This window comes from Desulfovibrio desulfuricans (assembly GCF_004801255.1).
GTDB classification, from domain to species: domain Bacteria; phylum Desulfobacterota; class Desulfovibrionia; order Desulfovibrionales; family Desulfovibrionaceae; genus Desulfovibrio; species Desulfovibrio desulfuricans_C.
The window spans coordinates 2984205-3004627 of record NZ_CP036295.1; the positions used below are offsets into that span (position 1 = coordinate 2984205).

Genomic DNA, 20423 nt, shown 5'->3' on the forward strand with positions numbered 1-20423 from the left:
CATGTTTATCGCGCTTGGACTGACCTTTCTTGGTATGGCCCTGGGCTTTTTGCTGCGCGGGCAGCCATGGATTACCTGGCTGATCCGTTGCGTCACCCCCGCCATCATGCTGCTGCTTTTTGCCCTGGGCATCTCTGTGGGCGGCAATGAAACGCTCATGCAGTCCCTGCCCCGCCTTGGCGGCGCCGCCCTTGCCCTCACGGCGGCGAGCATCCTGGGCTCCTTTGCCTGCATGGCGCTCGTAAACCGCTTTTTTCCCCAGTCTCCAGCCCCCGCGCCGCTGACGGGCAAGCCTGATGCCAGCAAGAGCACCAAACCGGAGCAGCAGGCATGAAGGGCAGCCTCATTATCCTGTTTTTTTTCTGCTCCGGCGCGGTGCTGTCCCGTCTGGGGCTGATACCGGCATATCTGCTGGAGCACGACTGCACGGTGTACGCCCTGTGGCTGCTCATGCTGCTTGTGGGCATTTCAATCGGTTCAGACCGCAGGCTGGGCGAGATTTTGCGCACCCTGCGCCCGCGTGTGCTGCTGCTGCCCCTGGCCACCACGGCAGGAACCTTTGCGGGCACGGCCCTGGCGAGCCTGTTTCTGACATACAGCGTGAGCGAATGCATGGCCGTTGGGGCCGGTTTTGCCTACTATTCGCTGTCGTCCATCTTCATCTCGCAGTACAAGGGCGCGGAGCTTGGCACCATCGCGCTTATCAGCAACATCGCCCGGGAGCTCGCCACCCTGCTGCTCACGCCGCTGCTGGCGCGTTACCTTGGCCCGCTCATGCCCATCGCCTGCGGCGGGGCGTCCACCATGGATACCACGCTGCCTGTCATTACCCGTTACTGCGGCAAGGAATGGATATTTGTTTCCATTGTCCATGCCATGATACTTGATTTCAGCGTGCCCTTCTGGGTGATTTTTTTCTGTACGCTTTAGGATGCCAGATCCGCGCTGCGGCAAAGCCGCACCTGCCCCTCCACCCGTGCCCATCCTGCTGCGCGCGGGCGGACGAGACCCCGCCCATCGGCGCAATACCTTGCCAGATCGGCCAAAAGCGCTCACTATGAACGCAAGCCTGAAAACAGACCGTTGGAGGAACTGCTCATGGCTCGCATGCGCTCAGCAAAACAAAAACTCAGAGAATGTCTTTTAAGCCAGCAATGGCGCGAACACCTTGACGAAATTTCCCAAGGCGGCCTTGAAAACGTGGGCCCGCTCTTCTCCTTTTTGCTGCTCGGCCCACTGACCATGCACCGCGCCGCCGTCGCCCTCGGGCAGATAACGGCGCTGTTGGCCAAGGATCAGCCGGAAACGGCCAAGAACATCGTCCGCCGCCTCATGTGGCACCTCAATGAAGAATCCGGCAACATAGGTTGGGGCATACCCGAGGCCTTTGCCGAAATTCTCGCCGCCAGCGAACCCCTGGCCAAGGATTTTCACCGCATCCTTATCAGCTACATCATTGATTTGGGCCGCGACGACAACTATTGCGACAACGACACCCTGCGCCGCTCCTGTTACTGGGCCATTGGCCGTCTGGCTCAGGCCCGACCGCAGTTGTGCCTCTCCGCCCGGCAGTGGCTTCTCAAGGGGCTGGAAGACGTGGATATGGTCTGCCGGGGCATGGCCGCATGGGCGCTTGCCCAGCTGCCGCCCGACCTCATGGACGCTCCGGCCTTGCGCCGCCTGGCCGAATCGGGCAACACCGCACCCTGCGAACTGTTTGACGGTGAGGAAGTCTACGAAAAAACCGCCTGTCAGATCGCTGCCGAAGCCCTGGCCCGCAGCCAGAAATAGCGCCAGGCCTCTGCGCTCCGCAAACCCCGGCGCGCAGCTGTCGCACACGGGCCGTGCCCGTACCGCAGAAGCTGCGACGCAGACGACATTGACAACATTTGAAAAACAAAGCTCCCCCGGAATCACGATTCCGGGGGAGCTTTGTTATGTCAGCCGCCAGAGGCAGCCGGTCAGTTACTCTTCGGCCAGAGCGCGCACGGGGTCGCCGTAGGCGTCCTTAACCAGTTCCTTGGTGTTCATGAGTTCGATCCAGCGACGGATGGTGCCCACAAGCACAAAGACCATCAGCACCATGACCAGGCAGGCCAGGAAGGCAAGCAGATACTTGCCGCCGGGGACGTAGGTCTGGGTGACCTGCAGATAGCCGGCCCAGAAGGTCACGGCGGTCAAAAACACGCCGGGGATGGCCGTAACAAGGCTGAGCTTGCCACGGTTCATGCGCAGCAGCATGGACGTGCAGACGATCAGGGCGCAGCCGGCAAGCAGCTGGTTGCTCAGACCGAACAGAGGCCAAATGTTGCTGATGTTGCCTGTGTACATCAGGTAGCCCCACATGGACGTGAAGATAAAGCTGGTGATGTACACGCCGGGGGTCCAGTTCTTGTCGCCAAAGGGCGCGTAAACCTTGCCCAGCATTTCCTGCAGGAAGAAGCGGCCCACGCGGGTACCGGCGTCGATGGCGGTCAGGATGAAGACGGCTTCAAACATGACGGCAAAGTTGTACCAGTACGCCATCAGGTGGTCCATGTAAGGGATCTTGTGGAAAATGTGGGCCATGCCCACGGCCAGGGAGACCGCGCCGCCGGGACGGGCGTGCAGGTTCAGGCCGATCTTTTCTTCAAAGAAGCCCAGGTCCACGGTGTTCAGCGCGGGGTGCGCGGCAACCAGCGCGCTGAACTTTTCGGGGGTGGCGTTGATGGCAAAATAGTCGCCGGGCATCAGGGTGCAGGCGGCGATCAGGGCCATGATGGCCACAAAGCCTTCGGTAAGCATTGCGCCGTAACCGACAAAAAGGATGTCGCGCTCGTTGCCGATCATTTTAGGCGTGGTGCCGGTGCCGATGATGGCGTGGAAGCCGGACATGGCGCCGCAGGCAATGGTAATAAAGATAAAGGGCATGGCCGGGCCGCCGATCACTGGGCCGCCGCCGTTGAAAAAGGGCGTAACGGTGGGCATGAGCAGGGTGGGCTGTACAAAAACGATGCCCACGGCCAGCATGAGGATGGTGCCGATCTTAAGGTAGGTCGACAGGTAGTCGCGCGGAACCAGCAGGAACCACACGGGCAGAACGGAAGCCAGGAAGCCGTAACCGGCAATGGCCAGGGCCACGGTGTTGCGGTTCCAGTCAAAGGCCCAGCCGAGCACATCCTTTTGCATGAGGTCATGGCCGCTCAGAATGCCGACAACCAGCAGCACCAGACCCACAAGGCTGGCCAGCAACACGCTGTTCTGCTTGAAGCGCATGATCAAACCCATGATCATGGCGATAGGCATGGTGATGACCACGATAAACAGCGACCAGGGCGCGTTGTGCATGGCGCTGATGCAGGCCAGCGAAAGACCGGCCAGAGTCAGAATAAGAATACACAGAACGGCGATGCCCGCCACGGTACCCGTAACGGGGCCCACTTCGCGCTGGGCGATGGACGAAAGGCTCTGCCCCTTGTGGCGCACAGAGGCAAACAGCACCACCATGTCGTGCACGGCGCCGCCGAGCACGCAACCGATCAAAATCCACAGAGCGCCGGGCAGGTAGCCAAACTGCGCGGCGAGCACGGGACCCACCAGCGGGCCGGCGGCGGCGATGGCGGCAAAATGGTGGCCGTAAAGCACAAATTCGTTGGTTTTAACGTAGTCGTGGCCGTCAGCAAAACGCACGGCCGGTGTAATGCGGCCAGCATCCAGTTTAAGTACCTTGTTTGCCAAAAAGATGCCGTACACGCGGTAGGCGATGGCAAATATGCACAATGCCGCAAATACAAGCGTCAGGGCATTAATGTGCTCCAAACTTTCCATCGTTTTTCTCCCTGTTTTGTTCTTCGGGCCGCAGCCAGACAGCCCGTTCCAGAGTCACTCAGCTGCTGCCTCCGACAAATTCTGCTGAATTTAGTAGGACGACGCACAGTCTGCTTCCTCCTTGCCAATGCGTCGCGCAGTAACAAAGGCGACCGACCAGCAACCCCCTGTTTGCTGGTCAACATTGCTAATCATAGGTTTTCCTACTTCTCGAACTACCTCGAATACACCCCTGTGTCCATACAAATGTCCCCAAGAGGGTCGCGTCACGTTTCCTGTAAAATAGCAATCCGTAAAAATTCTGCGTGGTTTACACAAAGGCAGTTCTACCCCGGTGCCATTATGCAGTGTAATCCGCAACTATCGAAGAACGCCGACATTCATTCACTGCCCCCCAGCAGCGATGTGAAAATTTTCACTCTTTTCGTGAATTCACGCAAGTGTTTTTGTTGTGTGTGCACACAACCGGCAATCCGTTTTTTTGCGCACAAAAACGCGGGGCACGGCGCCGTTTTACTTGCATTCCTTTGGGACAGGGCCTACTCTATAAAAACCGGCTGGGGGAGCCTTCAAAGGCTGAGAAAGGGTGAAAGCGCCCTGACCCCTAGGATCGCACAGAAAAATGCGATTCTGCACCTGACGCGGATAGTACCGACGAAGGGAAGCTGGCCAACCTGCTTTGTTGCAGGATTGTGCTCGCCCGCAGCCGTAATGGTTTTGCGGGTATTTTTTTGCCGTTTGGCATCCCCGCAAATCCATTACAACCTCAAACTTGGAAAACGCCCCTTGGGTGTTTTCTTCTGGAGGCGCGTATGGAAGTCACAATCAACGGGGAAACAGAATCCTTTGCCAAGCCGTGCAGCGTAGCCGACATGCTGGCCGCGCGCGGGCATGACGCCCAAAGGGTTGTCGTCGAGCGCAACGGCAGCATTCTGCCACGCGAGCTTTTTTCCCAAACCGTGCTCTGCCAGGGCGACAGCCTGGAAATAGTGCACTTTGTGGGCGGCGGTTAACCGCGTCCCACACTTGACGGCGCACCATTTATTATCAGCACATTCCAGATGGAGAGCACAATGAACGATTCTTTCATTCTCGGCGGCGTTACCCTTGCGAGCCGTCTTTTTATCGGCACAGGCAAATACGGCACAGACAGTCTTATCCCCGCCGTGGCTGAGGCCAGCGGCGCGGAGGTCATCACTGTGGCCATGCGCCGCGTGGACAAGCAGGCCGGCGAGCAGCAGACGGCCCAGGGCATCATGGGGCACATCCCCTCGCATATGCGCCTTTTGCCCAATACATCCGGCGCTCGCACGGCTGACGAAGCCGTGCGTCTGGCCCGCCTGGCCCGCGCTGCCGGGTGCGGCGACTGGATCAAGATTGAAGTCATCTCCGATACCCGCCACCTGCTGCCCGACGGCTACGAAACCGCCAAGGCAACGGAAATTCTGGTCAAAGAGGGTTTTACCGTGCTGCCCTACATCAACCCCGACCTGTACGTGGCGCGCGCCTGCGCGGCGGCTGGCGCAGCCGCGATCATGCCGCTTGGCGCGCCCATAGGCACCAACCGGGGCCTGCGCACCACGGAGATGGTAGGCATCCTGATTGAAGAGATCGAGCTGCCCATTATAGTAGACGCAGGCATTGGCCGTCCCTCGCAAGCCTGCGAGGCCATGGAAATGGGCGCGGCCGCCTGCCTTGTCAACACGGCCATCGCTTCGTCCAGCGACCCGGTTGCCATGGCCCGCGCCTTTGGCGCTGCGGTCCGGGCCGGGCGCGATGCATGGCTTGCCGGGCCGGGCGCGGTACGGGCGCAGGCCCAGGGGGCCGAGGCATCCTCGCCGCTGACGGGGTTTCTCCGTTAACGTTCGCAATACATAGCCATGTTGACAGCCAGCCTTGCCGCTGGCAAGCCGACCGCTTATTTATAAGGATTACACATGGAAACTTTTCAGGAATATCTGCAGGCCTGGCCGTCAGCCCGCAGGGCCGAGGGAGCCGCGCGCGCCACTGAGGACGACGTGCTGGCCGTGCTGCAAAAAGAACTTCTGCAGCCCGCCGACTTGCTCACCCTGCTCTCGCCGGCCGCTGCGCCGCACCTTGAGGCCATGGCCCGCCGCGCGCGCGATCTGACCCTGCGTTTTTTTGGCAGGGCGGTGAACATCTTCACGCCGCTCTATATCTCCGATGTCTGCACCAACCAGTGCCGCTACTGCGGCTTTAGCGCCAAAAACAAGCAACCCCGCCGCCATCTGAGCATAGACGAGGCCGCCGCCGAAGCCGATGCCATTGCGGACAAGGGTTTTCAGCACATTCTGCTGCTCACTGGCGACGCGCGGCATTTGTCCTCGCCGCAATATATCGCCGACGCGGCTCACCGCATCAAGCCCCGCTTTGCCTCGGTGGGCGTTGAGGTGTACTCCCTCACTACCGAAGAATATCAGCTGCTTGTAAAGTCCGGCGTTGACAGCATGACCATGTTTCAGGAGACCTACAACCCGGACCTCTACGCATGGCTGCACCCGGTCGGCCCCAAGCACGACTACGGTTTCAGGCTCAACGCACCGCAGCGTGCGGCAGAAGGCGGCATACGCTCCATCGGCGTGGGTGCGCTGCTTGGGCTTGAATCGTTCGAGCAGGATGCCTTTGCCACCGGCCTGCATGCATGGTGGCTGCAAAGACGCTACCCCGGCGTGGACATAAGCGTTTCCATACCGCGCATCTGTCCGCACGAGGGCAATTTTGACGTGCAGCACGCCGTGGACGACCGCCATCTGGTGCAATACGTGACAGCCATGCGCTGCTTTTTGCCGCGTGCGTGCATCACCTGTTCCAGCCGCGAAAGCGCGTTCATGCGCGACCATCTCGTCCCCATCGGCGTAACAAGGGTTTCCGCAGGGGTTTCCACGGCCGTGGGCGGCCGCGCCACGCAGGACATGCACAACCCCGGCCAGTTTGAAATCACCGACCACCGCAGCCTGGAAGAAATGACGGCGTCCCTGTCGGGCATCGGCTATCAGGCCGTACTCAAGGACTGGGAACACCCGGTAGCCGTTTAGCCTGTCCCCCCGCCACGCGGCCCGCCGGAGCAAACCCGGCCCGCCGCGTGGCGGGGGCTGGCACGTCCGCAACAGTCGCGATACAGAGGTATCCGTATGCAAAACGCACTTCATACCGGGCTTGCCCGCTATCTCAGCCCCGCCCAGCTGGAGACGCTGCACGCCGCGCGCATCGGCGTTGCTGGCGCAGGCGGTCTTGGCTCCAATGCCGCGTTGATGCTTGCCCGCTGCGGCATCGGCAACCTGCTGCTGGTGGACGACGACGTGGTGGACGCCTCGAACCTCAACCGCCAGCAATACTGGCCCAGGCATGTGGGCCGTCCCAAGGTCGAAGCCCTTGCCGAACTGCTGCTGGAACTCAACCCCGATATGACTGTCGAAACCCGGCGCATGCGTCTTGACCAGCGCAACATACCCACGGTGCTCTCCGCGTGCCCCATCTGGGTAGAGGCCTTTGACGGCCCGGACGACAAAACCCTGCTGGTTGAGGCCGCCCTGCTCGGGGGCTACCGCATCGCCAGCGCTTCGGGCCTGGGCGGATGGGGCGGCAAGGCGATGAGCAAACGTCAGCTTGGCAACCTTGTGCTTGTGGGCGACTTCAGCACCGATGTACTGCTGGCCCCGCCTCTCGCCCCCCGCGTTACCGAGGCTGCGGCCCTGCTGGCCGACGCCGTGCTTGAAATGGTGCTTGGCGCGCAAGAGACGGTCTGAGCAGCGCATTGCTGCACCGACAAAAAAAACAGTTCCGGCCTGACGGCGGCGCAGTCTGCGCCCTGCCAGGCCGGAACTGTTTGTGCGGATGCCCGCAACCGCGCTACACTTTCAGTTGCGCGGTCAGATCTTCAAGCTTGCCGGTCAGCTCCTGCAGCTTGCCGGTTTCCATATTGGCCTGGCCCATGGATCCGGCGGCATCAGCCACCATGCTGTTGACCTGATCAATAGTGTGGGTAATCTCCTCGCTGGCGGCGGACTGCTCATCGCTGGCGGCGGCAATGGCCTTGACCTGCCCCACGGTATCTTTCACCGTGCCCACGATATCATCAAGAGCTTCGCCCGACTGTTTGGCGTAATCGGTAGCCTGCACGACCTGCTGCACGGCATTGTCCATGGAAGACATGCTTTTGGCTGCGCTTTGCTGGATGGCATCGATGGCGCGGCCCACATCGGTGGTGGAGGCCATGGTCTTTTCAGCCAGTTTGCGCACCTCGTCGGCCACCACGGCAAAACCCCGACCGGCCTCGCCAGCGCGGGCCGCTTCAATGGCGGCATTGAGGGCCAGCAGGTTGGTCTGGTCGGCAATATCCGAAATGACGTTCATGATTTCGGTAATGGCGCGGGCGTGCGATTCGAGCTGGGCCATGTCCTGACGCAGGTCGAGAGAAACCTTGTGTACGTTTTCGATGCCGTGCAGGGCGTTTTGCACCACTTCCGCGCCGGTGGTAGCCTTGGTCATGGTATGGGCGGAGGCTCCGGCGGCCTTGTCGGCGCTGATGGCCACTTCCTGCACCCTGGCGTTCATGTGCCCCATGGCCGAGGCCGCCTCGCCAAGCTGGCCGGCTGCCAGCGCGGCATTTTTGTCAGACTGCCGGATGCTGCCGGTGAGGGCCTCAACAATTTTGGCCAGCTCGTCCATGGTGTCTTCCAGCGCCTGGGCCACACCGGCCATGCGCTGGTTCTTTTCGGTAATTTCGCGCTGGGCGTTGTTAAGGGCGGTCATGTCAACATACACGCACATGCCGCCGATGCATTCACCCTCGGAGTTGTAGATGGGAAACACATTGGCCAGCACATTGACCTTGCCGCCCTTGTGCCCGCCGATGGTCACCTCGAGGTTTCTAAAACACTCGCCCGTGGACATGCTTTTGCCCACAGCGGTCTTGCGGGTGGGGTCATTGTAAAACAGTTCGGCCAGGGTTTTGCCAAGACAGGACTCAATGCTGCCGTCTATTTCAAGCATATTGAGGCATTCCCTGTTGGTGCTGAGCGCACGCTCTTTGGGGTCGACCAGCAAAAAAGGCATGGGCAGGCCGCGCAGGATGCCCTGCTTGTACTCCTTGTCGTATTTGTAGACCTGCCGCAGGTCGTCAAGGCTTGCAAACAGGGGGGCAAGGGCCGGATCCACCGATTGCACTGCGCTGCCCGGTTTGGCAGCAATGGCGCATGCAGCGTCAATCGATTCACGCACCGCTCCGCTCCAGAGCACTCGCCCGGCGGCAAAAGCCCCCAGAGCTGCTGCGAGGCCGCATACCGCCAGGCCCAACACCAGCAAACCGCTTAACTGCGCTGCGCCAAAACCCAAACACGCGGCAAGCAGCGCCGCCAGGCAACAGTACAAAAGAAACTTGAGATTCACAGAACTACCTCTCTTTCAAACATATTCAAGCCGTGCACGCAGGCGGCCCTGCGGCTGCCTGCCAACATCTGCAAAACTGACGCAACAGGTAGAAGAAAAAGCTGCGTCAACATTACTATCTCAGTCTGTACTTCGGCAGTTTTTATAAAAAAATTAGATTTCCGAAAAAGATTGCGTCTTTTTTGTCATTTTACGATATCAATACTCCATCAATCAAGCTGCGGCAACGCACCCTTGCCATATATTGCCAGTATCTCACAAACATCTTGACAATTTTTTGGGGCCAAGATACTGAAACCCATTCAAAGCAGTTGGCGTTCGCGTCGCTGCTACATCCTGATGCGGAACGCAGTTCCTGCGGGGTGGCCTGAATGGGCCCCCTTTTTTTTGTCCTTACGACAGGGCGAACCCGCCAGGTAAGCGCACCTGAAGCGCAAAGGAATGCTCTAAGAAACGAATGACCGACGACGCACTCAAAGAAACCATCGCTCGCCTCGCCGAACCCTTGGCAACCTCACTGGGTCTGGTTATCTGGGGGGTGGAGATCGTCCGCGCCGGACGCACCTTGGTTCGGCTTTTTGTGGACGTGCCGTTCAACACGACGCCTGACCCGCAGGCCGACACCGCCCTCAGCGCGAACGACGACACCGATGCGCCTGCCCTGGTCGCGCTTTCCGCCACGCTGGACCAGTGCGAAGAAATTTCGCGTCATATTGGTCTTGCCCTTGAGGTGGAAGACACCATTCCTGAAGCATATGTGCTGGAGGTTTCCACCCCCGGCCTCACGCGCCTTTTTTTCAGCCTTGACCAGATGCGCCACTACATGGGCGATGTCGTTGAAGCCCGCCTGCTCAGGGCTGTGGCCATCAACGAGAGCTCGCCGGAAGGTCCCAACCCCTCGCACGGCGGCCCCCGCCGTCTGTGGCGGGGCGAACTGCTTGCAGTGGAAGACGCGTCGTTTACCCTGGCCCCTGCCATCATCTCGGCGGAGGGCGAGGTAACCCCCGAAGCCCTGCCCCCGGTGTGCATTCCCTGGGACGCGGTACGCAGGGCCAGCCGCATGTATATTTTCAGGCAGCCGCAAAAACCGGGCAAGAGCCGCGCCAACACCCCTGCCAGCAAGGGCAAGGCAGCAGACAAACCCGGCAAGACAAAAAAATCAAAATCCAGTGGTTCTGAAGAGAACCCGTAAAACCTGACGCAACTGCACGCTCGCTCGATGAGGTCAGAGGCCCTGACCCCCCGCGAAAAGCAGAAACCAGAGATATTTACGCCGCAGCGCCAGCAGCCGGAGGCACCCATGAATCTTGAACTCAAAAAGGCCATTGACCAGATCAGCAAAGACAAGGGCCTTGACCGCAATATGCTCATCGACACGCTCGAAGACGCCGTGCGCACCTCGGTGCTGCGCCGCTTCAGCGAAGATATGGACGTTGAAGTAACCTACAATGACGAAACGGGCGACATTGAGGTCTATCAGTTCAAAATCGTCATGGACGACGACGACGTTGCCAACCCCGACACGCAGATCGAGTATTCCGAAGCGATCAAGCACGATCCTTCCGTGCAGGTCGACGACGAAATGGGCTTCCGCGTCAAGGTGGAAGACCTGGGCCGCATTGCCGCCCAGTCGGCCAAACAGGTGATCATCCAGCGCATGCGCGATGCAGAGCAGGAGATCATCTATACGGAATACAAGGACCGCGTGGGCGAGATCGTCTCCGGCATCGTGCAACGCCGCGACAAGGGCGGCTGGGTAGTGAACCTGGGCCGTACCGAAGCCATTTTACCCCGCGAGGAGCAGATTCCCCGCGAGCACTACAAGCGCGGCGACCGCGTGCAGGCCCTCATCATCGAGGTGCGCCAGGAAGGGCGCGGCCCGCAGGTGGTTGTCTCCCGCTCGCACCGCGACTACATGGCGGCGCTCTTCCGCCGCGAGGTGCCCGAAGTGGACGACGGCGTGGTGCAGATCATGGGCGTCGCCCGCGACCCCGGCTCCCGCGCCAAGGTCGCCGTGCTCTCGCGCGAGCGCGATGTGGACCCCGTGGGAGCGTGCGTCGGCGTGCGCGGCTCGCGCATCCAAAATATTGTGCAGGAGCTGCACGGCGAGCGCATCGACATCGTCGTCTGGAGCCCCGACATAGCCACCTATGCCCGCAACGCCCTGGCCCCGGCCCTGGTTTCGCGCATTGTGGTGGATGAAGAAGAAAACCTTCTGGAAGTCATCGTGCCGGACGACCAGCTTACCAACGCCATTGGCCGCAAGGGCCAAAACGTCAAGCTGGCCGCCCGTCTGCTGGGCTGGAAGGTCGATATATTTACAGAGACCCGCTACAACGAGGCCAATGCCATCGGTCACGGCCTTGAGCAGGTGGCCAGCGTGGCGGAAGTTTCCATCGAGGCGCTTCTGGCTGCGGGCTACAGCTCGCTGGACAATCTGCGCGAGGCCACGGACCAGGAACTCTCCGACAAGCTCACCATCAGCGCGGCCCGCATTGCCGACCTGCGCTCGGCCATCAACTTCCTGGCCCCGATTGTAGAAAGCACCCCCGAGTCCTCGGCGGTGGAGCTGGCTAAGCCCACCGCTACGGAAAGCGGAGATGCAAAAGAATAACGCTGCGCCCGTTGAAGGCGGGGAGCAGGCCTGTGATGGGCCGGAGCGCATGTGCGTCATCTGCCGCCGCCGCTTTCCCAAGGCCGACCTCGACCGTCATGTGCTGGCGGAGCAGGGAATTTTGACTTTAGACGCAGAAAAAACCAGACCGGGCAGAGGCTGGTATATATGTTCCGATCCTGAATGCGCGGCAAAGTTCGCCAAATTCAGACCCGGAACACGGCGCAAGGGGGGAAAACATGTCTGATGATAAGATAAAAATTAAGGATCTTTGCGGGGATATCTCGCAGGACTCCAAGGATGTACTGCGTGCCGCGCGTGAGCTCGGCCTGCCGGTAAAATCCGCTACCGGTTCCGTCACCTCAGAGGAGGCCACTCGCTTGCGCGATTACTTTGCCGAACAAAAACAGGTTGATGCGGAGCGCACCGGTTCGCACCCCAGCGTTATAGTACGCCGCCGCCGCAAGGACTCCCCGCAGGAAGCGGAATCCGCAGCGCAGGCGGCCCCCGCTGCCGCGCCGGTCAAGCCTGACGCCCCCAAGGAAAATACCTCCGTGGCCGAGCCCGTGGCCGAAGCCGCCCTCGCCGCTCCGGTGGAAAAGCCCGTTGCGCCCAGGGCGCAGGTTGCAGAAGCACAGGCCGCCCCCGCTGCCGAGCCCAAGGCGCGCATCGTCAAACCTGCCAAGGTTATTTCGCCCGCCCGCGTCATCAGCCGCCCCAGCGACCGCACAGAAGCCGAGGCCGAAGCCCCGGTCGCGCCTGCTGCCCCGGTTGTCGAAGCCCCCGCGGCTGCACCGGCCGCCGTTGCGGAAACCCCGGTGGAAAAATCCCAGGCCGACAAGGCTGAACAGCAGGACAAGGCCGCCAAGGCCGCCCGCGTGGCGCGCCCCGACGCCTCGGCCATGCCCGAAGGTTCCTCCGCGCCCACGCTGCCGCAGCGCGCGCCCGAGTCCCGCGTTACCGAAGCTGGCAACAGCGACGACGGCGCGGTTGTCCGTCGCGCTCCGCGCGGCGAGGCCCCCTCGGCCCCGCAGGTTCGCATCATTTCCCGCCCTGTGCCCGGCGCCGCTCCCCAGCAGGAAGCCCGCCCCGCACGCACGGGCGACAGCCGCCCCGGCGGCTATGGCGCGCCCAGAGACGGCGCAGGCAGACCGCCCCGTCCCGGCGGCTTCCGTCCCGGCGGCGATGGACGCCCCGGCGGCGCTCCGCGTCCGGCTGGCGGCCCCCGTCCCGCTGGTCCTGCTGGCGGCTTTGGGCAGCAGGCTGCGCCTGCCTCGCCCTCTGACACCCGCGACGGACAGAGCAAAAAGAAACGCCTCAAGGGTCGCCGCACCGTTGATTTTCAGCAGGGTGATTTCGGTCGCCGCACCGACGACGACGACAGCGGTCGTTTGAACAGGGGCAAGGGGCGTCGCAAGACCGGCCGTTCGGCGGTCGTGCCGCAGTCCACCCAGCCCCTCAAGGCGGCCAAGCGCAAGATCCGCATTACCGAAGCCATCCGTGTCGCCGACATGGCCCACCAGATGGGCCTTAAGGCCAACGAGATCATCAAGGTCCTGTTTGGTCTCGGCATCATGGCCACCATCAACCAGACCCTGGATATCGACACCGCCACGCTTGTGGCCGCCGAGTTTGGGTACGAAGTTGAAAAAATCGGCTTTTCTGAAGACGATTATCTGGTGCCCAAGGAAGTGGACGCGCCCGAAAGCCTCAAACCGCGTCCGCCTGTGGTCACCATCATGGGTCACGTTGACCACGGCAAAACCTCGCTGCTCGACGCCATACGCAAGTCCAACGTCACCAGCGGCGAAGCCGGCGGCATCACCCAGCACATCGGCGCATACCACGTAAAGACCAAGCGCGGCGAAATCGTGTTTCTTGACACTCCCGGCCACGAAGCCTTCACGGCCATGCGCGCCCGTGGCGCTCAGGTGACAGACCTTGTTATTCTTGTGGTTGCCGCCGACGACGGCGTCATGGAGCAGACCCGCGAAGCCATCAACCACTCCCGCGCCGCCAATGTGCCTATCATGGTGGCCGTGAACAAAATGGACAAACCCGGCGCCGACCCTGACCGCGTGCTGCGCGAGCTGGCCGAGCTGGGCCTGCAGGCCGAAGAATGGGGCGGCGACACCATTGTGGCCAAGGTTTCGGCCAAGAGCCGCATGGGTCTCGACGAGCTGCTCGAAATGGTTGCCCTGCAGTCCGAAATCATGGAACTCAAGGCAAACCCCGACAAGCCCGCCCGTGGTCACATTGTGGAAGCCAAGCTCGACAAGGGCCGGGGACCCATCGCCACGGTGCTCATTCAGGAAGGTACGTTGCGCCAGGGCGACAGCTTTGTGTGCGGCACCTTCTCTGGCCGCGTGCGCGCGCTCATGAGCGACCAGGGCAAAAAGGTCAAGGATGCAGGCCCCTCGCTGCCTGTTGAAGTGCAGGGTTTTGAAGGCGTGCCTGAAGCCGGTGAGGAATTCTTTGTGGTCACCGACGAAAAGGTCGCCCGCCGCATCGCCGATTCGCGCGCCGTCAAGCAGCGCGAACGCGACCTTGCCTCCGAGTCGCGCGTCACCCTTGAGACCTTCCTGTCGCAGCGCAAGTCCGATCAGGAGACCCTGACCCTCAACCTTGTGGTCAAAGCCGACGTGCAGGGCAGTCTCGAAGCCATTACCGAGGCCCTCAACAAGCAGAGCACCGACAAGGTGCGCATCAACGTGGTGCACGGCGGCACAGGCGCTATCACGGAATCCGACATTCTGCTGGCCTCCGCCTCGCAGGCCATCATCATCGGCTTCAACGTGCGGCCCACCTCCAAGATCAAGGATGTGGCCGACCACGAAAACGTGGATATCCGCTTTTACGAAATCATTTACAAGCTCGTGGACGATATCAAAAGCGCCATGGCGGGCATGCTTGCCCCTGTGCAGCGCGAGGTGTACCTGGGTCAGGCCGAAGTGCGCGATACCTTCAGCGTGCCCAAAGTGGGGCTTATCGCCGGTTCGTATGTGGCCGACGGCAAAATCGCCCGCAATGCCGGTGTACGCCTGCTGCGCGACGGCGTGGTTGTCTACACGGGCAAGATCTCGTCGCTCAAGCGCTTCAAGGATGACGCCAAGGAAGTCGTCAAGGGCAACGAATGCGGCGTGGGTCTTGAGAACTTTAACGACGTAAAGATCGGCGACATCATCGAAGCCTTTGAAACTGTCGAAGAGGCCGCCACTCTCTAACACCGAGATATACGGAAGGGAGGCCGCACCCCCGGCCTCCCTTCCTCTTTTGGCAGCCTGCCCGCCGGCAACGTCAGGCATGGCCCAAGTATCTGCATCTGGCCGCGCTCGGCTACGGTTTCAAGGCACTGTCGCCGCCTCCCCCCGCAGCGCGACAATCCTGCAAACGCCTGCCGCCCGGCGGGAATCCAGCCTATGACCATGTTTATGGCGGTTCTTACCGTAGAATTCAGCCTGAACGGCAACGACAACCTCAAGGCAAAACGCCGCGTTGCCAACAGCCTGAAACAGAAAACAAGAAACAAATTTAATGTCGCCATTGCCGAAGCGGGAACAGAAGACAGCCTGACCCTGCTGCGCTTGGCGGTAGTGTCCATTTCAAACAGCGAAACGCATCTGCGCAGCCGCATGGACAAGTGCGCGCTCATGATGGAAGCGGTTTGCCCCGAAGAAATGGTTGACAGCCAGGTGGAGATATATGCAGCCGACTGAACTTATTCCCCAGTGCTTCCGCCAGGGAGCGGAGCGTATGGCCAGGGCCTTTGGCGAGCTGGATCAGGTCATTGTGGCCGCCCATGTGAATCCCGACGGCGACGCCGCTGGGGCCGTGGCGGCTGCATGCCATGTGCTGCGCTCCATGGGCAAGGAAATAATGGCCTACGCACAGCCCGGACTGCCCGGCTACCTCGATTTTTTCCCCATGCCCGTCGTGGTGCACACCACGCTGGAGCACCCGCCCTTCACGCCCCGCTGCGCCCTGCTGCTTGACTGCGGCGAGCCCGACCGCCTTGGCCGCGAGCTGGCGGCGCGACTGCCCGGGCTTGTGACCGTGAACATCGACCACCATCTCGGCAGCGACGGCATGGGCAGCGCGGCCAACTGGGTTGAACCCCGCGCGGCGGCAACTGCCCAGCTTATGGCCTACGTGGCCCTTGCCGCTGGCCTGCCCCTCACGGGCGACCTGGCCACAGCGGTGGCGCTGGGCATCATTACCGACACCGGCGGGTTTTGCCACGGCAACACCAGCGCCGACGTACTCTACCTTACGGCCCACATGGTTGAACACGGCTGCGATATCGCCCTGCTGCGCGAACGCCTTGAAAACACCTGGAGCCGAGGCCGCCTGACCCTTTGGGGGCAGCTGCTGCAACGGGCGCGCCTTGAGCGCGGCGGCAGCGTGTGCTTTTGCCCCGTGTATCTTGAAGACCTGCGCAAATGCGGGGCCCTCAAGGAAGACCTTGAAGGCTTTGTGGAACAGCTGCGCCGCCTGCGCGGCGTGCATGTGGCGGCCGTTCTGCGCGAGGATTCGCCCGGCAGCTGCAAGTTCAGCCTGCGCTCATACGGCTCGGTGGATGTACGCGCGGCGGCGGCCCGGCTGGGCGGCGGCGGCCACCGCAACGCCGCTGGCGGCACGGTGCGCTCGCCCATGGATGCTGCAAGCGTGCATCTGCTGGACGCCATTGCCGCCGAGCTGGACGAAGAAGGCGTGGCCTGACCAGCCGGATAACGGACAATTGCCCGCATGGCGTTTTTGGGGTCTGCCCAGAAAGCTTTGACGACGATATTTTTTTGACTTATGCCCGCTCTGCGGCTAAGGTAAGAACTTGCGTATGAGTATGACCAAAGCGGCTGTTGCCGCACCCAGCACCACAGACCGGCAGCCGGAAAAACGCTCCGGGGCGGCCCAGTTGCCCCAGCAGCACGGCATCCTGGTGTTGCGCAAGCCCTCCGGGCCCTCGTCGGCCCGCTGTCTCACCGCCATCAAGCGCCTGGGACAAAAAAAAATAGGGCATGCGGGCACGCTCGACCCTTTGGCGTCGGGCGTACTGCTGGTTCTGCTTGGGCAGGCCACCAAGCTTTCCGGCCATTTGCTGGCCGGGGGCGGCAAGGTGTACAGCGGTACCCTGCGGCTGGGCCAGACCACCGACACCTGGGATATTGAGGGCAAGGTGGTGGCCGAAGCGCCGTGGCAGCATGTGAGCGAGGCTGACGTGCGCCGTGAGATAGCTGCATGGCTTGCGCTTACCGAACAGCCCGTTCCGCCGTATTCGGCGGCCAAGCATGAGGGGCAGCCGCTGTACAAACTGGCGCGCAAGGGCGTGGACGCCCCTGCCAAGGTCAAACGCATGCAAATTTCACTGGCGGAAACCCTCGATGTGAGGCTTCCGCTTGTGAGCTTTCGGGTCGCTTGTAGTTCTGGCACCTATATACGCTCCCTGGCCCACAGCTTGGGGACGCGCTTAGGGTGCGGAGCCGTGCTCACAGAACTGACCCGGGAGTATAGTCACCCCTTCGGCCTCGACGTGGCCCGCGACCCTGCGGACTTCACGGCTGACCCCGCCCTGTTGCCAGGTTGCGTGCGCCCCATTGCAGAGGCGCTGCCCCACTGGCGCAAGGTTGAGCTCACGCCGGATGAAGCGGCTCGCGTGCGCAATGGCATTGCCGTGCCCTGCCGCCCCGATGCGCCCGCCAACGCGGATGCACCGGAGCAAGGCGCAACGGCTGCCGAGCCTGTGGAAGGCTTTGCGCTGCTGCTGGAACAGGGCACTGCCCTGGCCCTGGCGCAGCTCGAAGCCACGCCTGCGGGACCATGTTGGACCGTGTTGCGGGGACTTTGGAACTAACCCCGACTATCAAGGAGTACTGCTGTGGTAATGGATGCCAGCGACAAGAAAGCCGTTATTGATGCCCACGCCAAACACGAGGGCGATACCGGTTCTCCGGAAGTTCAGGTGGCCCTGCTCACCGCCCGTATTGAAGACCTTACCGGTCACTTCAAAGAACACAAAAAGGACTTCCACTCGCGCACCGGCCTGCTCAAGCTGGTTGGTCGCCGCCGTAACATTCTGAACTATCTGAAGAAAAAAGACGTTCAGCGTTACCGCGCTCTTATCGAAAAGCTCGGTCTGCGCAAGTAAGACTGTGTCGCGCAAGGGGGAGCCAGCGCTCCCCCTTGTTGCTTGAATCAACACCCCCAAAGGGTACAAACGCGAAGAAGGGGGGTCCGGGAAAATCAGGCAGAGGCCAAAGGCCGAGGATCTGCCCGCTTTTGCCGGAATCCCCTTCGCACTACGCAAAGGAATTTTTATGTATCAAGATATTTTTACTCCCACTAGGGTTACCGCCCAGGTCGGCGGCAAGGAAGTCATCCTTGAAACAGGCCGCATGGCCAACCAGGCCCACGGCGCAGTATGGATCCAGTGCGGCGGGACTGTGGTGCTGGTCACCGTATGCTCGCAGCCGCTCGAATTCGACAAGGGTTTCTTTCCCCTTACCGTTGAGTACTCCGAAAAGATGTACGCCGCCGGTCGCATCCCCGGCAGCTTTTTTCGCCGCGAGATCGGCCGTCCCTCCGAGCGCGAGACCCTGGTTTCGCGCCTGATCGACCGCCCCCTCCGCCCGCTGTTCCCCAAAAAGGGCCTGAACGAAGATGTGCAGGTGCTGGCCAGCGTTATCTCCGCCGACCAGGAAAACGACTCGGACGTGCTGGCGCTTACGGGCGCTTCGGCAGCAGTCATGCTGTCGCCCCTGCCTTTTGACGGCCCGGTGGCCGGTGGCCGTATCGGCCGCGTCAACGGTCAGTTTGTGCTCAACCCCACCTTTGAGCAGCAGGCGCAGAGCGACCTCAACATCGTGTTTGCCGCCTCTGCCGACGCCCTCACCATGGTCGAAGGCGAAGCCACCTTTGTGCCCGAAGAAGTCATCATCGACGCGCTTGAATGGGGCCGCCAGCAGATTCAGCCTCTGGTCGCCGCCCAGCTCAAGCTGCGCGAACTGGCCGGCAAGCCCAAGATGGAATTTACGCCTCACGCCGAAGACCAGGTCTTGGCTGCCCGCGTAAAAGAACTGGCCCTTGCCGCCGGTCTGGAAGATGCCCTGCGCGTGCCTGAAAAGATGGCCCGCAAGGACGCCCGCAAGGCCGTTAAAGAAAAGGTCATGGAAAACCTCAAGAACGACCCCGCCTGGGCCGAAAACGACGCCCTCAAAAGCGTGGGCGACATGCTGGGCGACCTAGAAAAGAAGCTGGTGCGCGCCCGCATCGTCAACGAAGGCACGCGCATCGACGGCCGCGACACCACGACCGTGCGTCCCATCCAGATCCAGACCGGCCTGCTGCCCCGCGCCCACGGTTCGGCCCTGTTCCGCCGCGGCGAAACCAAGTCCATGGTGGTAACCACCCTTGGTTCGTCCACCGACGAGCAGCGCATGGATTCGCTGACCGGCGACGTGACCAAGCGCTTTATGCTGCACTACAACTTTCCGCCCTTCTCTGTGGGCGAGGTCAAGCCCGTGCGCGTGTCGCGCCGCGAAATCGGCCACGGCGCGCTGGCGGAAAAGTCGCTGCGCCCCGTGCTGCCCGCTGACGCCGCGTTTCCCTTTACGCTGCGCGTAGTGTCCGAAACCCTCGAGTCCAACGGTTCTTCTTCCATGGCTGCCGTGTGCGGCGGTTCGCTGTCGCTCATGGACGCGGGCGTGCCCATCAGCGCTCCCGTGGCTGGCGTGGCCATGGGTCTGATCAAGGAAGGCGACAAGTTTATCGTGCTCACCGACATCCTCGGCGACGAAGACGCCCTCGGCGACATGGACTTCAAGATTGCCGGTACTGCGGAAGGCGTGACCGGCGTGCAGATGGACATCAAGATCACCGGCCTCACCACCGAGATCATGCGCGCCGCCATGAAGCAGGCCCACGAAGGCCGTCTGCATATTCTGGACGAAATGGCCAAGGCCATCGCCGAACCGCGCAAGGAGCTTTCGCGCTTTGCCCCGCAGCACGCCGAAGTGTTCGTGAACCCGGACATCATCCGCCTCATCATCGGCCCCGGCGGCAAGAACATCAAAGCCATCACCGCAGCCACGGGCGCCTCGGTGGACATCGAAGACTCCGGCCGCGTTTCCATCTTTGCCCCCACGGCAGAAGCTCTGGAAAAAGCCCGCGAAATGGTTTCGTACTACGACCAGCGTCCCGACCTGGGCAAAAACTATCTGGCCAAAGTGCGCAAGATCATGGAAATCGGTGCCATTGTGGAAGTGCTGCCCAATGTGGAAGCCCTTGTGCACGTTTCGCAGCTTGACATCAACCGCGTGGAACAGCCCGGCGACGTGGCTCGCCTTGGCGAAGACATGATGGTCAAGGTCATCGAAATCAACGGCGACCGCATCCGCGCCAGCCGCAAGGCCGTGCTGCTTGAAGAACAGGGCCACCCCTGGAACCCCGAAGAAACCGCCCGTCCCCCCCGTTCCGACCGGGGCGACCGCGGCGACAGAAACGGCCGTGGAGACCGTGGCGGACGTGACCGCCGCGACCGTGGCGACAGGCGCTAATATGTTTTGCATGCCGGTCGGAGGCTCTCCGGCTGGCATGCCGA

18 protein-coding genes are annotated in these 20423 nt (G+C 61.7%); 16 read left to right on the forward strand and 2 right to left on the reverse strand.

Annotated features, from left to right (window positions below):
- Nucleotide 1 precedes the first annotated feature (1 nt).
- The 3 genes from DDIC_RS12570 (at nucleotide 2) to DDIC_RS12580 (ending at nucleotide 1791) form a co-directional block, all read left to right on the forward strand.
- Nucleotides 2-334, forward strand: coding sequence for a LysO family transporter (locus DDIC_RS12570; RefSeq protein WP_136400759.1), 333 nt, complete (start codon nucleotides 2-4; stop codon nucleotides 332-334).
- On the forward strand, nucleotides 331-930 hold the full coding sequence (locus tag DDIC_RS12575; protein ID WP_136400760.1) for a lysine exporter LysO family protein: 600 nt from the start codon (nucleotides 331-333) through the stop codon (nucleotides 928-930). The genes DDIC_RS12570 and DDIC_RS12575 overlap by 4 nt, the downstream gene beginning before the upstream one ends.
- A 168-nt stretch (nucleotides 931-1098) precedes the next feature.
- Complete coding sequence (locus tag DDIC_RS12580; protein WP_136400761.1) at nucleotides 1099-1791, forward strand: DVU0298 family protein; 693 nt, start codon at nucleotides 1099-1101, stop codon at nucleotides 1789-1791.
- Nucleotides 1792-1965: 174 nt separating this feature from the next.
- On the opposite strand, the gene DDIC_RS12585 is transcribed toward DDIC_RS12580, so the two are convergent.
- Nucleotides 1966-3807 (reverse strand): carbon starvation CstA family protein, encoded by a 1842-nt coding sequence (locus DDIC_RS12585; RefSeq protein ID WP_247647484.1) that lies wholly within the window; start codon nucleotides 3805-3807, stop codon nucleotides 1966-1968.
- Nucleotides 3808-4619: 812 nt separating this feature from the next.
- Here DDIC_RS12585 and thiS point away from each other — a divergent pair.
- From thiS to thiF, 4 genes are all read left to right on the forward strand, one after another.
- On the forward strand, nucleotides 4620-4820 hold the full coding sequence (thiS, locus tag DDIC_RS12590) for a sulfur carrier protein ThiS (protein ID WP_136400762.1): 201 nt from the start codon (nucleotides 4620-4622) through the stop codon (nucleotides 4818-4820).
- A 60-nt stretch (nucleotides 4821-4880) separates the two neighbouring features.
- Complete coding sequence (locus tag DDIC_RS12595; RefSeq protein WP_211088880.1) at nucleotides 4881-5669, forward strand: thiazole synthase; 789 nt, start codon at nucleotides 4881-4883, stop codon at nucleotides 5667-5669.
- 75 nt (nucleotides 5670-5744) lie between these two features.
- On the forward strand, nucleotides 5745-6863 hold the full coding sequence (gene thiH / locus DDIC_RS12600) for a 2-iminoacetate synthase ThiH (protein WP_136400764.1): 1119 nt from the start codon (nucleotides 5745-5747) through the stop codon (nucleotides 6861-6863).
- Between the two features lie 96 nt (nucleotides 6864-6959).
- Nucleotides 6960-7574, forward strand: coding sequence for a sulfur carrier protein ThiS adenylyltransferase ThiF (gene thiF / locus DDIC_RS12605; protein ID WP_136400765.1), 615 nt, complete (start codon nucleotides 6960-6962; stop codon nucleotides 7572-7574).
- Between the two features lie 103 nt (nucleotides 7575-7677).
- On the opposite strand, the gene DDIC_RS12610 is transcribed toward thiF, so the two are convergent.
- A complete protein-coding gene (locus DDIC_RS12610) occupies nucleotides 7678-9216 on the reverse strand; it encodes a methyl-accepting chemotaxis protein (RefSeq protein ID WP_247647485.1) in 1539 nt (512 codons plus the stop codon).
- 457 nt (nucleotides 9217-9673) lie between these two features.
- Between DDIC_RS12610 and rimP the strand changes: the two genes are divergently transcribed.
- The 9 genes from rimP (at nucleotide 9674) to pnp (ending at nucleotide 20379) form a co-directional block, all read left to right on the forward strand.
- Entirely contained in the window at nucleotides 9674-10408 is a 735-nt protein-coding gene (gene rimP / locus DDIC_RS12615; RefSeq protein WP_136400766.1) for a ribosome maturation factor RimP, read from the forward strand.
- Nucleotides 10409-10516: 108 nt separating this feature from the next.
- Nucleotides 10517-11830: a transcription termination factor NusA gene (nusA, locus tag DDIC_RS12620; RefSeq protein WP_136400767.1), complete on the forward strand. Its 1314-nt coding sequence runs from the start codon at nucleotides 10517-10519 to the stop codon at nucleotides 11828-11830.
- 49 nt (nucleotides 11831-11879) lie between these two features.
- Complete coding sequence (locus tag DDIC_RS12625) at nucleotides 11880-12077, forward strand: YlxR family protein (RefSeq protein WP_348769742.1); 198 nt, start codon at nucleotides 11880-11882, stop codon at nucleotides 12075-12077.
- Complete coding sequence (gene infB, locus DDIC_RS12630) at nucleotides 12070-15054, forward strand: translation initiation factor IF-2 (RefSeq protein WP_136400769.1); 2985 nt, start codon at nucleotides 12070-12072, stop codon at nucleotides 15052-15054. Before DDIC_RS12625 ends, infB begins: the two co-directional genes overlap by 8 nt.
- 201 nt (nucleotides 15055-15255) lie before the next feature.
- On the forward strand, nucleotides 15256-15546 hold the full coding sequence (locus DDIC_RS12635) for a DUF503 domain-containing protein (protein ID WP_168732590.1): 291 nt from the start codon (nucleotides 15256-15258) through the stop codon (nucleotides 15544-15546).
- The gene (locus tag DDIC_RS12640; protein WP_136400771.1) at nucleotides 15533-16549 is read left to right on the forward strand and encodes a DHH family phosphoesterase; all 1017 of its coding nucleotides are present in this window, start codon (nucleotides 15533-15535) and stop codon (nucleotides 16547-16549) included. The genes DDIC_RS12635 and DDIC_RS12640 overlap by 14 nt, the downstream gene beginning before the upstream one ends.
- 193 nt (nucleotides 16550-16742) lie before the next feature.
- Entirely contained in the window at nucleotides 16743-17678 is a 936-nt protein-coding gene (truB, locus tag DDIC_RS12645; protein WP_247647606.1) for a tRNA pseudouridine(55) synthase TruB, read from the forward strand.
- 24 nt (nucleotides 17679-17702) lie between these two features.
- Nucleotides 17703-17972 (forward strand): 30S ribosomal protein S15, encoded by a 270-nt coding sequence (gene rpsO / locus DDIC_RS12650; RefSeq protein WP_136400772.1) that lies wholly within the window; start codon nucleotides 17703-17705, stop codon nucleotides 17970-17972.
- A 169-nt stretch (nucleotides 17973-18141) separates the two neighbouring features.
- The gene (gene pnp, locus DDIC_RS12655) at nucleotides 18142-20379 is read left to right on the forward strand and encodes a polyribonucleotide nucleotidyltransferase (protein WP_136400773.1); all 2238 of its coding nucleotides are present in this window, start codon (nucleotides 18142-18144) and stop codon (nucleotides 20377-20379) included.
- Nucleotides 20380-20423: the final 44 nt, after the last annotated feature.

Excerpts from the sequence above, each read along its gene's own strand:
- DDIC_RS12570 (WP_136400759.1), top strand. The coding sequence starts at position 2 with ATGTTTATCGCGCTTGGACTGACCTTTCTTGGTATGGCCCTGGGCTTT.
- DDIC_RS12575 (WP_136400760.1), top strand. The coding sequence starts at position 331 with ATGAAGGGCAGCCTCATTATCCTGTTTTTTTTCTGCTCCGGCGCGGTG.
- DDIC_RS12580 (WP_136400761.1), top strand. The coding sequence starts at position 1,099 with ATGGCTCGCATGCGCTCAGCAAAACAAAAACTCAGAGAATGTCTTTTA.
- DDIC_RS12585 (WP_247647484.1), bottom strand. The coding sequence starts at position 3,807 with ATGGAAAGTTTGGAGCACATTAATGCCCTGACGCTTGTATTTGCGGCA.
- thiS (WP_136400762.1), top strand. The coding sequence starts at position 4,620 with ATGGAAGTCACAATCAACGGGGAAACAGAATCCTTTGCCAAGCCGTGC.
- DDIC_RS12595 (WP_211088880.1), top strand. The coding sequence starts at position 4,881 with ATGAACGATTCTTTCATTCTCGGCGGCGTTACCCTTGCGAGCCGTCTT.
- thiH (WP_136400764.1), top strand. The coding sequence starts at position 5,745 with ATGGAAACTTTTCAGGAATATCTGCAGGCCTGGCCGTCAGCCCGCAGG.
- thiF (WP_136400765.1), top strand. The coding sequence starts at position 6,960 with ATGCAAAACGCACTTCATACCGGGCTTGCCCGCTATCTCAGCCCCGCC.
- rimP (WP_136400766.1), top strand. The coding sequence starts at position 9,674 with ATGACCGACGACGCACTCAAAGAAACCATCGCTCGCCTCGCCGAACCC.
- nusA (WP_136400767.1), top strand. The coding sequence starts at position 10,517 with ATGAATCTTGAACTCAAAAAGGCCATTGACCAGATCAGCAAAGACAAG.
- DDIC_RS12625 (WP_348769742.1), top strand. The coding sequence starts at position 11,880 with ATGTGCGTCATCTGCCGCCGCCGCTTTCCCAAGGCCGACCTCGACCGT.
- infB (WP_136400769.1), top strand. The coding sequence starts at position 12,070 with ATGTCTGATGATAAGATAAAAATTAAGGATCTTTGCGGGGATATCTCG.
- DDIC_RS12635 (WP_168732590.1), top strand. The coding sequence starts at position 15,256 with ATGTTTATGGCGGTTCTTACCGTAGAATTCAGCCTGAACGGCAACGAC.
- DDIC_RS12640 (WP_136400771.1), top strand. The coding sequence starts at position 15,533 with ATGCAGCCGACTGAACTTATTCCCCAGTGCTTCCGCCAGGGAGCGGAG.
- pnp (WP_136400773.1), top strand. The coding sequence starts at position 18,142 with ATGTATCAAGATATTTTTACTCCCACTAGGGTTACCGCCCAGGTCGGC.